Genomic DNA, 14,904 nt, shown 5'->3' with positions numbered 1-14,904 from the left:
ACCTGCCGTCCGACGAACAACCCCGATTCCGCCGAACCCAAGTGCGGAATCCAACCGATAAGGAAATATCGATGAAGATAAAAACCCTGATGATAGCCGCCGCACTGCTGAGTGCCTCCTACAGCCAAGCGGCACCCCGTGCGGCAAACCCCGCACCTGCCGCCAAAGCCGCCAAGCCGGCGGAGACGGCACGCCAAGAAGCCGCCCAACAGGAAGGCGGCATACACTTTTCAGACGGCATCGCCGCCGTTGCCGACAACGAAGTCATCACACGCCGCAGGCTGGCACAGGCTGTTGCCGATGCCAAGGCAAACCTGCCCAAAGGCGTACAAATCAGCGATACGGCATTGACCGAACAAGTACTGATGCAGCTGGTCAACCAATCACTGATCGTACAGGCGGGCAAACGCCGCAACATTCAGGCAGGCGAGGCAGAAATTGCCGCCGTCGTCGCGCAAAACCCCTCGCTTAAAAACCTGTCTGCCGAACAACGCCGCGAGCTTGCCGACAACATCATTGCCGAAAAAGTCCGCGAGCAGGCAGTGATGCAGAACAGCCGGGTAAGCGAGGCAGAGGTCGACCGCTTTATCGAACAGGCGCAGAAACAGGGCATTACCCTGCCCGAAGGCGAGCCGATGCGCCAATACCGCGCCCAACACATCCTGATTAAGGCCGACAGCGAAAACGCCGCCGTCGGCGCAGAAAGCACCATCCGCAAAATCTACGGAGAGGCACGCAGTGGCACAGACTTTTCCAGCCTGGCGCGCCAATATTCGCAAGACGTGAGCGCGGGCAACGGCGGCGACTTGGGCTGGTTTGCCGACGGCGTAATGGTTCCCGCCTTTGAAGAAACCGTCCGCAGCCTCAAACCCGGCCAAGTCAGCGCGCCCGTACGCACCCAGTTCGGCTGGCACATCATCAAGCTGAACGAAGTACGCGAGGCCGGCACGCCTCAGGAACGCGTCCGCAACGCCGTGCGCCAGTATATTTTCCAACAGAAGGCGGAGCGTGCGACCGCCGACCTGTTGCGCGACCTGCATTCCGGCGCGTACATTGACATCCGCTGAAACGGTTTGAATCAAAAAGCCATACCGATCGGCAAAAATCCGGGCGGTATGGCTTTTTTGAATTTCGAGTTACTTTTACACCGTCATTCGTCATTCCCGCGCAGGCGGGAATCCGGTTATTTAAAACCGCAGAGATTTATCCGAAGCAACAACAATCTTTCCATCGTCATTCCCGCGCAGGCGGGAATCTAGCAACGAAAAGTAACAGGAATTTATCGGGAATGGCCGGAGTTTAAAGGTCTGGATTCCCGCTTTCGCGGGAATGACGATTCAGAAGTTACACGAAACTCAAAAAAACGAAACCAAACGAACCGGATTCCCGCTTTTACGAGAATGACGGGATTTTGGGTTGTGGTAATTTATCGAGAAAACAGAAACCCCTATGCCGTCATTCACGCGCAAGCGGGAATCCGGTTATTTAAAATTGCAGAAATTTATCCGAAGCAACAACAATCTTTCCATCGTCATTCCCGCGAAAGCGGGGATCTAGTAACGAAAAGTAACAGGAATTTATCGGGAATGGCTGGAGTTTAAAGGTCTGGATTCCCGCTTTCGAGGGAATGACGGCATATCGGTTTCGGTGAGGACAGACTTAGACTCCCATCTGCGCGTGAAGGACGGGATTTCAGGTTTCTGTTTTTGCGGGAATTTGCCGTATCGGGCTTCAGACGGCATTGCCTGCCGTTTTGCCTGCTGGTGCGACTGCCTTGATGTAGTTGAGCGAGATAAACTGCTTCTCGGCATCCAATTCAGTGATTTTGAACAATGCCTGCGATTTGGGCAGCGCGTCAAACGGAATACCGGTCGCGCGCGTGACCAGCGGCAGGCCTTCGATGCGGACGAGGTCTTCTTTGAGGATGGTGGCCGTCAGCTCGCTTGTGCCTTGCTGTTGCAGGTACACGAGGCTCCAGTAGGCTTCCATTTGGCGTTGGAAGTCGGCGTAGGCTGTATAGGCGGCATCAAAGTCGCGCAGCGCGGCGAAGAGTTCGGCATCGCTTTGCTGGAAGAGCGGTTCGGCAGTGTCGTCTATCAGGCTGATCAGCTGCTTTTGGTTGATGTAGTCGGCGGCACGGCGCAGCGGCGAAGTGAACCAGCCGTAATGCTGCACGCCCATGCCGATGTGCGGCTCGGATTTGGTGCTCATGCGCACTTTTCCGGCGGGTTGGACGCGGAAGAGGCCGGGCAGGTCGTTGTCGTGGAGCATTTGCGCCCAAGTGCTGTTGGCCAAAATCATCATTTCGCTGACCAGCGTATCAATGGGCGAACCGCGTTCGCGGCGGACGACGGATACCTTGCCTGCTTCATCCAATTCGATGCTGTAATCGTATTGCGGCGCACGGTCGGGCTCGTATTTACCGCGTGCTTTTTGTAAGGCGACGGCGAATTGATAAAACCAAATCAGGTCTTGATGGTGGGCGAACATCATTTCGCCGGCTTCGTCCAAGCCGGCTTCGGCGTTGAAATGCGGCTCGATGGCTTGGATACGCAGGTTTTCGGAAATGTTGACGGCTTCGATTTTGCAGGTTGGCGTGCCGACGTTGAACTCGCCGTCCACATCGAAATAAATGCTGACGGCAGGACGGTATGCGCCTGCATCAAGGCTGAACGCGGCAATCCAGTTTTCGGGCAGCATAGTGATTTTGCCGTTGGGAAAATAAACCGTACTCAACCGCTGCATAATGACTTGTTCCATTTTGTCGCCCGGTTTAACGGCAAGCGACGGCGCGGCAATGTGGATGCCGACGCGCTTCGTGCCGTTGCCCAAGTCGGTCAGGCTTAAAGCATCGTCCACTTCGGTGGTCGATTCGTCGTCAATGGAAAAGGCGGTAACATCGGCTTTGGGCAGGTCGGGCATTTCAGGAAGGGGAAGGTCGGGGAAGCCTGTTCCTTTGGGGAAGTATTTGATTTCAAAACCGTCTTGCAGGTATTGGGGAATGGACGTAATGCCGCCCGTTTTTTTCGCCAATTCGTAGGCGGAGGTTTTCAATGCGTCGGCGGCTTTGGTAAAGGCTTTGTAGGTCAATGATTGCTTGTCGGGCGCGTGTAAGATAGTTTTCAAATCCGCCGCGATTTCAGACGGCATCTCGCCGCGTTTCAAGGCTTCCGCCCAAGCGTCGATTTGCGCGTCTTGTTGTTTTTTGCGTTCGATGGCGGCAAGCGCTTGTTTTAAGGTTTCTTCGGGCGCGGCTTTGAACACGCCTTTGGCTTTTTTGTAGAAATACACCGGCGCGGCGTACAGCGCAATCAAAGTCGCCGCCAGCTCGGTTTTGGTCGGCGCATGGCCGTAATATTCTTCGGCTATGGCTTCAGCGGTAAATTCCTCTTCGCCGCACACTTCCCACAATAAATCGGTGTCGATGTCCGCCGCCTGCGCCTGCGCGTTTTCCAAAAACGCCGCCATATCGCCGTCAAACTCGGTAAAGACGTTGTTCGCCTTCACTTTGGTGCGTTTGCCGTGTTGGGTATCGACTTGGTAGGTGGCGTCGTTTTTTTGGACGACGGCGGCGACTTTGAATTGGCCGGACTCTTCGTAAAAAATATTCATTTTTCGGATTTTTCTGTGGAAACTCAAGCGGGCGATTTTAGCAGATTACCGAAAATGCCGTCTGAAAAAAGGTTTGGGGAGGGTTGGCGCGTCTTTGCGGTGCTTGCGTTACGTTTTTGACGGGGTACAATCGCCGTTTTTAAACGGAGGACGGAATGGGGAATACAAACCGTGTGGCGGAGCAGACACGTTATGATGCCGAACGCAGGCAGGCAGACGAAGCATTGGTGGGCGTGTTTCCGGCAGTCAGTATTTTCGGCAGCGCGCGCACGCCGCAGAATCATGCGGATTATGCGTTTGCCTGCCGTCTGGCGCGGCGGCTGTCGGATTCGGGCATTGCCGTCATTTCGGGCGGCGGGCCGGGGATTATGGAGGCGGCAAACAAGGGCGCGTTTGCAGGGAAGTCGGTTTCGGTGGGGCTGAACATCGTTTTGCCGCACGAGCAGAAACCGAATCCGTATCAGGACATCGCCTTGCGGTTTTCCCGTTTTGCCGAACGCAAGGCAGTGTTTTTCCGCTATTCCCAAGCATATGTCGTGATGCCGGGCGGCTTCGGGACGCTGGACGAATTGTTTGAAATCCTGACCTTGGTGCAGACGGGCAAAGTGCCGCCGCGTCCGGTCGTTTTGGTTGGGAAGGCATTTTGGTCGGGCTTGGCGGAGTGGATAAACGCGCAGCTTTTGGCGCGCGGTCTGATTTCCGAAGGGGCCGCTTCTTTGTTCTCCATATCGGACGACGAAGACGAAATCATTGCGTATCTGTCGGAACACGGGCTTCAGACGGCATAGCGTCCTGAGAGTGATGTATAATTGCAAACAATTTAACAATTTTTGATGTCTTTTCCGAACAGGATGCCGATATGATCAACCCCATCGCCTCGCTTTCCCCCCTAGACGGCCGTTATGCCCAATCCGTTGAAGCATTGCGCCCGATTTTTTCAGAGTACGGCCTGATGAAGGCGCGCGTCAAAGTCGAATTAAACTGGCTCAAAGCCCTGGCCGCCGAGCCGAAGATTGTCGAAGTACCGCCCTTTAGTGCCGGAACGCTTGCCGAAATCGACAAAGTCATCGAAAACTTTTCATTGGAAGACGCGGCCGCCGTCAAAGCCATCGAAGCCACCACCAATCACGATGTCAAAGCCATCGAATATTGGCTGAAAAAACGTTTTGCCGAAGTGCCGGAAGTCGCTGCTGCCAGCGAGTTCATCCACTTCGCCTGCACCAGCGAAGACATCAACAACCTGTCCCACGCCCTGATGCTGCAGGAAGCGCGTGAGGCTGTTTTGCTGCCCAAACTTGCCGAAATCATCGAGAAGCTGACCGCTATGGCGCACGACCTTGCCGCCGTCCCGATGATGAGCCGCACCCACGGCCAGCCCGCCACGCCGACCACTTTGGGCAAAGAAACCGCCAATGTCGTGTACCGCCTGCAACGCCAGTTCAAAATCCTGCAAGCGCAAGAATTCCTCGGCAAAATCAACGGCGCGGTCGGCAACTACAACGCCCATATGGTCGCCTATCCTGATGTAGATTGGGAAACCCACTGCCGCAACTTCGTCGAAATCAGCCTCGGTCTGACCTTCAACCCCTACACCATCCAAATCGAACCGCACGACTATATGGCGGAGTTTTTCCAAACCCTCAGCCGCATCAACACGATTCTCATTGACTTTAACCGCGATGTTTGGGGCTACATTTCTTTGGGTTACTTCAAACAAAAAGTCAAAGCGGGCGAAGTCGGCTCTTCCACGATGCCGCACAAAGTCAACCCCATCGACTTTGAAAATTCCGAAGGCAACCTCGGTATGGCCAACGCCGTATTGGGCTTTTTGGCGGAAAAACTGCCGATTTCCCGCTGGCAGCGCGACCTGACCGACAGCACCGTCTTACGCAATATGGGCGTGGGCGTGGGCTATGCCGTGTTGGGGTTCGCCGCCCACTTGCGAGGTCTGAATAAGCTCGAACCCAACCCTGCCGCGCTGGCCGCCGATTTGGATGCCACTTGGGAGCTGCTCGCCGAGCCGATTCAAACCGTAATGCGTCGTTACGGCGTGGCCAATCCTTACGAGAAGCTGAAAGACCTGACGCGCGGTAAAGACGGCATTACGCCCGAAGTGCTGAAAGTCTTCATCGAATCGTTGGAAATTCCGGCAGAAGCCAAAGCAAAATTGCTTGAGCTGACCCCCGCACTGTATGTGGGCAAGGCTGAAGCGTTGGCGAAACGGATTTGAGCGTTTACTGAAACCGATGCCGTCTGAACGCGCGTTCAGACGGCATTTTTAAGATAACGGGACATACGGGGGCGATATTTATGCAAGCTGTCCGATACAGACCTGAAATTGACGGATTGCGGGCCGTCGCCGTGCTATCCGTCATTATTTTCCACCTGAATAACCGCTGGCTGCCCGGAGGATTCCTGGGGGTGGACATTTTCTTTGTCATCTCAGGATTCCTCATTACTAACATCATTCTTTCTGAAATACAGAACGGTTCTTTTTCTTTCCGGGATTTTTATACCCGCAGGATTAAGCGGATTTATCCTGCCTTTATTGCGGCCGTGTCCCTGGCTTCGGTGATTGCCTCTCAAATCTTCCTTTATGAAGATTTCAACCAAATGAGGAAAACCATAGAGCTTTCTACGGTTTTTTTGTCCAATATTTATTTAGGGTTCCGATTGGGGTATTTCGATTTGAGTGCCAACGAGAACCCCGTACTGCATATTTGGTCTTTGGCAGTAGAGGAACAGTATTACCTCTTGTATCCTCTTTTGCTGATATTTTGCTGCAAAAAAACCAAATCGCTACGGGTGCTGCGTAACATCAGCATCATCCTGTTTCTGATTTTGACTGCCACATCGTTTTTGCCAAGCAGGTTTTATACCGATATTCTCAACCAACCCAATACTTATTACCTTTCGACACTGAGGTTTCCCGAGCTGTTGGCAGGTTCGCTGCTGGCGGTTTATGGGCAAACGCAAAACGGTAAACAGCAAACAGCAAATGGAAAACGGCAGTTGCTTTCATTACTCTGCTTCGGCGCATTGCTTGCCTGCCTGTTCGTGATTGACAAACACGATCCGTTCATCCCGGGAATGACCCTGCTCCTTCCCTGCCTGCTGACGGCGCTGCTTATCCGGAGTATGCAATACGGGACACTTTCGATCCGCATCCTGTCGGTAAGCCCTATCGTATTTGTCGGCAAAATCTCTTATTCCCTATACCTGTACCATTGGATTTTTATTTCCTTCGCACATTACATTACAGGTGCGAAGCAGCTTGGATTGCCTGCCATATCAGTGGTTGCCGCATTGACGGTTGGATTTTCCCTGTTGAGTTATTATTTGATTGAACAGCCGCTTAGAAAACGGAAGATGACCTTCAAAAAGGCATTTTTCTGCCTCTATCTCGCCCCGTCCCTGATACTTGTCGGTTACAACCTGTACGCAAGGGGGATATTGAAACAGGAACACCTCCGCCCGTTGCCTGGCGCGCCCCTTGCTGCGGAAAATCATTTTCCGGAAACCGTCCTGACCCTCGGCGACTCGCACGCCGGACACTTGCGGGGTTTTCTGGATTATGTCGGCAGCCGGGAAGGGTGGAAAGCTAAAATCCTGTCCCTCGATTCGGAGTGTTTGGTTTGGGTGGATACGACACTGGCAGACAATCCGTTGTGTCGAAAATACCAGGATGAAGTTGAAAAAGCCGAAGCCGTTTTCATTGCCCAATTCTATGATTTGAGGATGGGCGGCCAGCCCGTGCCGAGATTTGAAGCGCAATCCTTCCTGATACCCGGATTTCAAGCCCGATTCAGGGAAACCGTCAAGAGGATTGCCGCCGTCAAACCCGTATATGTTTTTGCGAATAATGCATCAATCAGCCGTTCGCCCCTGAGGGAGGAAAAATTGAAAAGATTTGCTATAAACCAATACCTCCAACCTATTCAAGCCATGGGTAATATTGATAAGAGCAATAAAGCGGTATTTGATTTAGTTAAAGATATCCCCAATGTGCATTGGGTTGATGCACAGAAATACCTTCCTAAAAACACGGTCAAAATACACGGCCATTATCTTTATAGCGACCAGGATCACCTGACGGAATTCGGTTCCTATTATATGGGGCGGGAATTTCACAAACACGAACGCCTGCTTATTAAATCTTCCCACGGCTGCGCATTGCAGTAGCCTGCCTTCTTGTCGGATATTCTATACCGCCGTTTGCCGTTCGCGGCGGCGGCTTTTATAGTGGATTAACAAAAATCAGGACAAGGCAACGAAGCCGTAGACAGTACAAATAGTACGGCAAGGCGAGGTAACGCCGTACTGGTTTTTGTTAATCCACTATATTTTGCCGTTTTGAGGCCGGGGTCGGGAATAACCGTTTTTGATGATTTTCCCTCCCCGGCTGTGTCATCAAAACCCCAATTGCCTTTCCAAGTTTTCCACTAGATTGTCATCCAGTTTCAAAGCCTGCGACAGGCGGGCGAGGAAGACGGTTTCTTTCCGCGACAAATCGGCACATACCAGTCTTGCCGCCAGATAGGCCTCCGCCGCCAGCGCCTCATCGTTGCCGACGGAGGCGGCGATGTCTTCAATGCTTGCGGGAAGGCGGTATTCGGCGGCGAGCCATGCGGCAGTTTCGGGGTCTGTGCCGCTTTCCTGTTCGATAGTCCGGCGTTCAGCTTCGTCTATCATGCCGTCTGAAGCTGCGGCGGCTATCATGGTGCGCAATACGGTGCGGCTGTATGTTTCTTCAGTTTCTCCGGCAGGTTGGAAATCGCTTTGTGTTACGGTTGCCTGCCCTTTGTTTTGCTGCCACATCTGATAGCCCCGGTAGGCGAGGTAGCCCAAAGCGGCGGTCGAACCGATTTTGGTAATGGTTTTGCGGTTTTTACTGTTCAGCAGCATGGAGGCGACACCGGCAACCATCGCGCCTCCGCCGAATGAATTGAGCGGGCTGTCGGAGAATGTGTTGCCTTTTTTTTGAACCGTGCTTAAGACTTGGTTGAGCAGTCGGGTAAAGTTCATGATTTTTCCTTTCTGTTTCGGGAAGGGCGGTATGTTTACCCTATTCTTTTAAACGGTGGCAGGCCGGCTAATAATTGTTGGCCGTACCGCTGTGTTTTGATGCGGTTGTCGAGGATGGTTACGCGGCCGTAGTCTTGTTCGGTGCGGATGAGGCGGCCGACGGCCTGGATGAGTTTGATGCCGGCTTCGGGGACGGTGATTTCGATGAAGGGGTTGCCGCCGCGTTGTTCTATCCAACGGTTTTGGGTTTTTTCGATGGGGTTGTCGGGCATGGCGAAGGGGAGTTTGGCGATGATGACTTGTACACAGGCGGTGCCGGGCAGGTCGAGTCCTTCGGCAAAGCTGTCGAGTCCGAAGATGATGCTGGCTTTGCCTTCTTCTATGGCCTGGTGGTGTTTTTGCAGGAGGACGGCTTTGGGTAATTCGCCTTGTACGAGTAAGAGCGGCAGGTAGTCTCCGGGCAGGCGTAGGGCGACATCCTGCATTTGTTTGCGCGAGGAAAACAGGACGAGCGTGCCGATGGCTTCGGTGGGCGAAATAAGCTTGGGCAGCCATTCGATGATGGTGGCGGTGTGGGCTTCGGGGTCTTTGGGGCTGGCGTATATGGGGGGGATGTAGAGTTCACCCTGTTTTTCAAAGTCAAAGGGGCTTTTGAGGGCGAGGGTGGGGGTTTCGGGCAGCCATTGCAGCCCGGTTTGGCGCAGCATCAGGTTAAAGTTGCCCAAGGATTGCAGGGTGGCGGAGGTCAACACCGCGCCTGCCGCGCGCCGCCACAGGCTGTTGGCGAGGTGGGACGCGCTGCTGATGGGGCTGGCGTTGAAAATGTAGTCGTTTTTGTCGTCGGCGCGGCGGGTTATCCATTTTGCCAGCGGCTCTTCGCCTTCGAGGGGGACGGTGGAGAGCAAATCCCAAACCGCGCTGATTTGTTCGATACGGGAGATAAAAAGGCCGAACTCGCTGGTCAGGCGGTCAAGGAGCGCGCTGTCCTGTTCTTTTTCGCGGCGTGCGGCAGAAAGCGCATCGTTCAGCCCGATAACGTGTTTGAGCAGGCTGCGCGCAGCAATGGCCGTATTGGAAACGGTGGTTTCGAGGCCCTCGGGGATTTTGCCGTCTTCCCACAGCCAAGTCGGTTCGCTGTTGGTTCGTCTGTCGTTTTCAGATACCCCCAGACTTAAAGACGGCTCTTCCGCCAAATGGAATTGCCATTCATGCAGGCTGTCGAGCAAGGATGCGGCGGCTTCGTCGGCTAGGTTGGCAAGTTCGGCTTTATCGGTAAGCGCGGCAATTTTGCCGGTAAGCTGCGGCAGTTTTTCCAGCGTCCAAACGGCAATATTCCATGAATGTTCGGCGGCAAAACGGCTGAGGGATTTTTTGGGTAGGTGGTGCGCTTCGTCGATGCAATAGAAACTGTTTTCGGGCGCAGGCAGAATCACGCCGCCGCCCATGCTGATGTCGGCAAGCAGAAGATCGTGGTTGGCAACAACGACATCGACGGTTTCCAACATATCGCGTGCCAGGTAAAAAGGGCATTCCGGACGGTTGGGACAGGCGGTTTTCAGGCAGCCGTGGCGGTCGTTGGTAACTTTGAGCCAAATCGCGTCATCGATTTTTTCCGGCCAAGTGTCGCGGTCGCCGTTGAACCGTCGGGCGGAAAATTCGTCGGCGATGTCGCGCAGCAGCTTCAATTCTTCCGGCTTGGGTTTGCTGTCCCACAAGACGGCGGGGGCTTCAAAGCCGAGCAGGTTTTGCTGGGCGTTGCTTTGCGTTAGGTGGTAGAGTTTGTAGGGGCAGAGATAGCGACCGCGCCCTTTGGCAAGCGCGAAGGTCAGTTCCAAACCGCTTTTTTCGACCAGAAACGGCAGGTCGCGGTCTACCAGCTGCTCCTGCAAGGCAACCGTCGCGCTGCTCACAATCAGCCGCTTGCCGCGTGTTTGCGCCATGATGCCACCGGCCAAAAGGTAGGCCAACGATTTACCCACGCCGGTCGGCCCTTCGATCACGGCAATGCTCTCGCCTTCGCGCTTGGGCGGCTCGCCGCCTTCTTCGCGCGTCAACGTCCGCGAAAATGCGTTGGCAACCGCCGCAATCATTTCCCGCTGCGAAGCACGCGGACGGAAACCGGGCAGGTTTTTGCCGATATTTTGGTAATGGTTGCGGATGGCGTTTTTTTCTAAATCGGTGAGCATGGCGTTTTGTACGGCGGTAGAAGTGGGGTTATTTTAACATTGCACGGAAGCGGTACAATATCGTTGTCGGAATGGGGGTGAGGTGAATCGTGCGGACGTGGTGGGTTTTTTGGTTGCGGCGTTTGAAATACCCGTTGTTGCTTTGGATTGCGGATATGCTGCTGTACCGGTTGTTGGGCGGCGCGGAAATCGAATGCAGCCGTTGCCCTGTACCGCCGATGACGGATTGGCAGCATTTTTTGCTGGCGATGGGAACGGTGTCGGCTTGGGTGGCGGTGATTTGGGTATATCTGATTATTGAAAGTGAAAAAAACGGAAGATATTGAGTCATTCGGACACAATGCCGTCTGAAACGGAAGTTCAGACGGCATTTGTTTTAGGTTGCCGTACCGCTTAGGGAATACCGGCGACAGGATAAGCGGGACGGCTGCGATGGCCTCTAAGGTAACGGGTTCTTTGGCTATTCAGGTACTGCTTGATTGGCTGCCAATCAATCACCTGATCCAACTTCAATAGTGGGAAGCGGTCGATGTGTTTGGCAATCATGGCTTGGGCGGTTTGCCGGAAGAAGGTGCTCATGAGAAATCCCCTAAATGTCTTGGTGGGAATTTAGGGGATTTCGGGGGGATTTTGCAAAGGTCTCATGCTGTCTGTTGGTTTTGGCAACCCAAACTATGCTTGCTGTGAAACCTGCCCCAACTATTAAATGCTGTTTTACTCCCTGCCGACCAGCAACTCCGCCAGTCTTTCGCCGAATTTCTGCAAAGATTCGTTACTGTTCAAACCGTGAGAACCGCTCGGGAACGGCAATACTGCCAGCAAAGTGTCGTTTTGATTGCGCTTCCATTTTAATTTTTTTCCGACGATTTCTTCCTGACGAAAACCTGAAAGGCCGTCTGAAAACGCAACGTTAAACTCCTTATCGTAAGATGTGCCGAATCCGATAATCAGGCGCGGGCGGTATTGTTCCGCCCATTGGTTCATTTGGGCAAAGCGGTATTTGTTGCAGAAATTGACGTATTCCTGCTTGTCGGCAAAACCCGTAATCTCGGAAAACTCCTGCTGCCAAAGGCTGGCATCAGTGTTTTTAAACGCAATCGGATACAGGTTCATTTTGAAATAGCCCGAATCCGCTTTGTGTACAAACGGCTGCACTTCTTCGGCAAAGCGGCGGTAATTCTCTACCTGCCCGCCGTTTAAGGCGCACAACAGTTTGCAGACGCTGATGTTGTAAGGATAGGCAACGCATTCCTGCCAGTCTCCAAAACCGAACTCCGTGTCGCCCGTGTACGGCTCTGCCGCAATCTGCCGCAGGTTTTCAACGGTGTGCCCGCCGCCCCATTCGATGCCGCATACCCATACAGACGGTTTCTCAGGAGAACCGATGTCGCCGCCGTCGCAGCCGTGAAAGTCGCGCAGCCAGTCATAGTTTTGTTTGATATTCATTTAATTCCCCTAGTATCAAAATATCTATCCATTTCCACGAGTTACATCATCTGTTATGTCATAAATCTCAAATTCTATTTTTCCACCTTCTTTCCAGAAATCTACATTCATATAGCCTGTGGTTTTACGCTTTCCGCTCTGCACTTTCATGCCATATCCGCAATCAATATGGCCACCACTTTCAACTGACCCAACTATTTCATAAATTTTACCTTTATACATTAGCCGACTCTTCCCAGTTTTTCCAAGCCAATTCGTAATATTCTTTTGGGAATCAATATATATCCCGATATTAGGATCAGAGTTAATCAACGCAATTGCTTGATTACTGCAAAATTCCGTTGCTACTTTGTTATTTTTAACAACGGCACCTGCATTTAAACTCATACAACCCAATACAACCGAGAAAATAAATTTCTTCATTTCAAACTCCTTATTAGTATCCAATATACATCCAACGCTCCGTTTCAGGAATCAACCTTAATCTAACAGTATGACTCAAAACATTTCCTTTATCACTTTCAAAATAAACAGTTGCATCAGTTACATATCCCGAATAATTTCCAACTTGGATCTGAGCAACATGGTAACAATCCTGTTGAATATATTTCTCAGAATTGATTTTTCGAGAAAAAACCAGAGCCAAAATTGGAACGGTTGCCTGCTCTCCATAATAATCGTTATCAGCAACCCATTTGAAATCAATATGGGTTTCTTGCTTCAAATCCTGATAACTCGCATTACAAGCAAGAGAACCGATAAGCCGGCTCAATACGGGTTTGACACCCCTCCAATCCGAATAACTCACTTCTTCCGGCCGGGCTTTATCCAACAGTCGGTTTACATCGGCCTGTGTTTTTTCCTGAATAAAATAAGGAGAATTAAGCAAGGATACAGTTTGCTGGGTTGCGGTACCCTGTTGCAGTTTCTGATTCAAATCATCCAAATAAGCATTAACGTAAGGCTGCACAGATTCGCAAGCCGTCAGCATCAATACCAGACAAGAAAGCAATAATTTCTTCATATGATACCCCTTGATCAGTTTGATAAAAATTGAGTACGCTCACCTGTCATCCGCGCATAACACTGATGAAAACGGATAGTCTGTTCATTTTTATCAGCCTCACTCAGCGACTCGGCCTTACATTTGTTTTCGCGTTCTTTAAGCCACGCTCTTTGCAACGGTAAAATTTCCTGCCTTGCTTCCTTATCCAAACCATTCCAAACCAAATTCAGTTTGTCATCAGACAGCTTCGCCAACGACTTAGCCTGAGCAACACGTGCTTCGGCTTCCTTTTCCTGTGCCGCAGCCAACTCGGCCTGCCTTTGCCATTCAGCCTCCTGAGCCTCTCTTGCAGCCTGTTCTTCTTCCTGTTGTATTCTTTGGGCTTCGGCTTCTTCCTCCTGCGCCTGTTTCTTAGACATGGCCAAAGCAAGCAGTTGGGTTGGTGCTTGAATTACGTCGTCCTGATTTGCCTCAATTTCGGCAAAAATTACTTTCTTATTATCGCTGGGCTGCAAGTTGTACAACAACGTGCCTTCAAAACCGTTAGCCGACTGCTTGGATTTTTTAAACGCGTACGAATCCAAGAAATCCTCCAAACTGTTTGCATTGCCACGGATTTTCAACACCGTTTCGGCATCTTTCACAGTTTCTACTGACGGTGTGATGCGGAATGTAGCCTGACAAAAAACTTTCGTACTGTTTGGGTCTTCTTTGGAGGTGCGGATTTCTTCAAAGCTCATCGGTAAAGCAGCAATTGAAGCCCTAATATTGGCCAAATCAAACAACCCTTGATTTTTTAAAGATTTTTCAATTTCTTCCCCAACCAAACTGCGCAGAACCTGAATACCATTTTCATCCGAACAGGCAACTTTACCTCCGCCGATGTCGCACGCATTCAGTGCAAAAACAGAAGCTGCCGCAACGCTGATCAATTTTATTTTTCCCATTTGAAATTAAACCTTTTAACAAAATTTTTCGTATAGTGCAGAAAATTTGTATGATAAACTTCCGCCCATGCCGACAACACCAACCCGCAGTATCGGCAATACCAACCAATAAGGAGGCTGGATGGAAGTTCATGAAAAAATCCGTAAGATTCGCGAGTTGAAAAACTTCTCGCAGGAAAACATGGCCGAGCAGTTGCAGATGTCGGTTAACGGCTATGCGAAAATCGAGCGCGGGGAGGTGGGTTTGCAGATGGACAAGCTGGAAAAAATCGCCGATGTGTTGGGCATGGACGTGGTGGATCTGCTCACGGTTGAGAAAAATCTGGTGTTTCTGAATATGGAAAACAGCACCAACTCCGCCAACTATTATGCATCGCAGGAGCAGTATGTGATCGAAATCGAAAAGTTGAAGCAGCAAAACGGCTATTTGCAGGCTATATTGATGGAAAAAGAAAAACTGATTACTTGGCAAAAGCAGCAGCTTGACAGTCTGAACGAACTGATTAGAACAATCGGGCGCGGATAGGAAACCGGCGGTTTTGATGGGTACGCCAACGTCTCAATACACGGGCATTCTTTTTAATCACGACCAAGATGGGGTTTTCTGCCTTCATTACTTCCATAAAACTTCGGTCGTCAGCTTCAGACCTGTCTCTTATACACATCTCCGAGCCCACGAGAC

General features: G+C 51.6%; 14 protein-coding genes and 1 pseudogene. 5 read left to right on the top strand and 10 right to left on the bottom strand.

Going from position 1 to position 14,904, the window contains the following annotated elements; genetic code table 11:
• The first annotated feature begins 71 nt into the window (after nucleotides 1–71).
• Nucleotides 72–1,067 (top strand): peptidylprolyl isomerase, encoded by a 996-nt coding sequence (locus ACRPFF_RS03140; protein ID WP_432673762.1) that lies wholly within the window; start codon nucleotides 72–74, stop codon nucleotides 1,065–1,067.
• A gap of 510 nt (nucleotides 1,068–1,577) precedes the next feature.
• Here ACRPFF_RS03140 and ACRPFF_RS03135 read toward each other — a convergent pair.
• Nucleotides 1,578–1,742: a hypothetical protein gene (locus ACRPFF_RS03135; protein WP_432673761.1), complete on the bottom strand. Its 165-nt coding sequence runs from the start codon at nucleotides 1,740–1,742 to the stop codon at nucleotides 1,578–1,580.
• Nucleotides 1,732–3,612, bottom strand: a complete 1,881-nt coding sequence (locus ACRPFF_RS03130; RefSeq protein WP_432673760.1) for a ribonuclease catalytic domain-containing protein — start codon at nucleotides 3,610–3,612, stop codon at nucleotides 1,732–1,734. Before ACRPFF_RS03130 ends, ACRPFF_RS03135 begins: the two co-directional genes overlap by 11 nt.
• A 155-nt stretch (nucleotides 3,613–3,767) precedes the next feature.
• On the opposite strand from ACRPFF_RS03130, the gene ACRPFF_RS03125 reads away from it, so the two are divergent.
• From ACRPFF_RS03125 to ACRPFF_RS03115, 3 genes are all read left to right on the top strand, one after another.
• On the top strand, nucleotides 3,768–4,400 hold the full coding sequence (locus ACRPFF_RS03125) for a TIGR00730 family Rossman fold protein (protein WP_432673759.1): 633 nt from the start codon (nucleotides 3,768–3,770) through the stop codon (nucleotides 4,398–4,400).
• 71 nt (nucleotides 4,401–4,471) lie between these two features.
• Nucleotides 4,472–5,842 carry an adenylosuccinate lyase gene (gene purB / locus ACRPFF_RS03120; protein ID WP_432673758.1) on the top strand — a complete coding sequence of 457 codons (1,371 nt, stop codon included), beginning with the start codon at nucleotides 4,472–4,474 and terminating at the stop codon, nucleotides 5,840–5,842.
• Nucleotides 5,843–5,922: 80 nt separating this feature from the next.
• On the top strand, nucleotides 5,923–7,794 hold the full coding sequence (locus tag ACRPFF_RS03115) for an acyltransferase family protein (protein WP_432673757.1): 1,872 nt from the start codon (nucleotides 5,923–5,925) through the stop codon (nucleotides 7,792–7,794).
• A gap of 228 nt (nucleotides 7,795–8,022) precedes the next feature.
• On the opposite strand, the gene ACRPFF_RS03110 is transcribed toward ACRPFF_RS03115, so the two are convergent.
• The 8 genes and pseudogenes from ACRPFF_RS03110 to ACRPFF_RS03075 all read right to left on the bottom strand — a co-directional run bounded on the left by ACRPFF_RS03110 (nucleotide 8,023) and on the right by ACRPFF_RS03075 (nucleotide 14,222).
• Nucleotides 8,023–8,637 carry a tellurite resistance TerB family protein gene (locus ACRPFF_RS03110; RefSeq protein WP_432673756.1) on the bottom strand — a complete coding sequence of 205 codons (615 nt, stop codon included), beginning with the start codon at nucleotides 8,635–8,637 and terminating at the stop codon, nucleotides 8,023–8,025.
• Nucleotides 8,638–8,672: 35 nt separating this feature from the next.
• A complete protein-coding gene (gene dinG / locus ACRPFF_RS03105; protein WP_432673755.1) occupies nucleotides 8,673–10,823 on the bottom strand; it encodes an ATP-dependent DNA helicase DinG in 2,151 nt (716 codons plus the stop codon).
• Between the two features lie 28 nt (nucleotides 10,824–10,851).
• On the bottom strand, nucleotides 10,852–11,154 hold the full coding sequence (locus tag ACRPFF_RS03100) for a hypothetical protein (RefSeq protein WP_432673754.1): 303 nt from the start codon (nucleotides 11,152–11,154) through the stop codon (nucleotides 10,852–10,854).
• 77 nt (nucleotides 11,155–11,231) lie between these two features.
• Nucleotides 11,232–11,402 (bottom strand): annotated as a pseudogene (locus tag ACRPFF_RS03095) (IS5/IS1182 family transposase); the annotation flags it as partial.
• Between the two features lie 135 nt (nucleotides 11,403–11,537).
• Nucleotides 11,538–12,269 (bottom strand): hypothetical protein, encoded by a 732-nt coding sequence (locus tag ACRPFF_RS03090; RefSeq protein WP_301667579.1) that lies wholly within the window; start codon nucleotides 12,267–12,269, stop codon nucleotides 11,538–11,540.
• A gap of 24 nt (nucleotides 12,270–12,293) precedes the next feature.
• On the bottom strand, nucleotides 12,294–12,692 hold the full coding sequence (locus tag ACRPFF_RS03085) for a hypothetical protein (RefSeq protein WP_432673753.1): 399 nt from the start codon (nucleotides 12,690–12,692) through the stop codon (nucleotides 12,294–12,296).
• 13 nt (nucleotides 12,693–12,705) lie between these two features.
• Complete coding sequence (locus tag ACRPFF_RS03080; protein WP_314169840.1) at nucleotides 12,706–13,293, bottom strand: hypothetical protein; 588 nt, start codon at nucleotides 13,291–13,293, stop codon at nucleotides 12,706–12,708.
• Nucleotides 13,294–13,307: 14 nt separating this feature from the next.
• Complete coding sequence (locus ACRPFF_RS03075; RefSeq protein WP_308032202.1) at nucleotides 13,308–14,222, bottom strand: lysozyme inhibitor LprI family protein; 915 nt, start codon at nucleotides 14,220–14,222, stop codon at nucleotides 13,308–13,310.
• A gap of 121 nt (nucleotides 14,223–14,343) precedes the next feature.
• Between ACRPFF_RS03075 and ACRPFF_RS03070 the strand changes: the two genes are divergently transcribed.
• On the top strand, nucleotides 14,344–14,748 hold the full coding sequence (locus ACRPFF_RS03070; RefSeq protein ID WP_196428296.1) for a helix-turn-helix domain-containing protein: 405 nt from the start codon (nucleotides 14,344–14,346) through the stop codon (nucleotides 14,746–14,748).
• Nucleotides 14,749–14,904 lie beyond the last annotated feature (156 nt).

This window comes from Neisseria sp. SLRRB23 (assembly GCF_050896295.1).
Taxonomy (GTDB): Bacteria; Pseudomonadota; Gammaproteobacteria; order Burkholderiales; family Neisseriaceae; genus Neisseria.
This window is presented reverse-complemented; position numbering and strand designations above follow the sequence as displayed.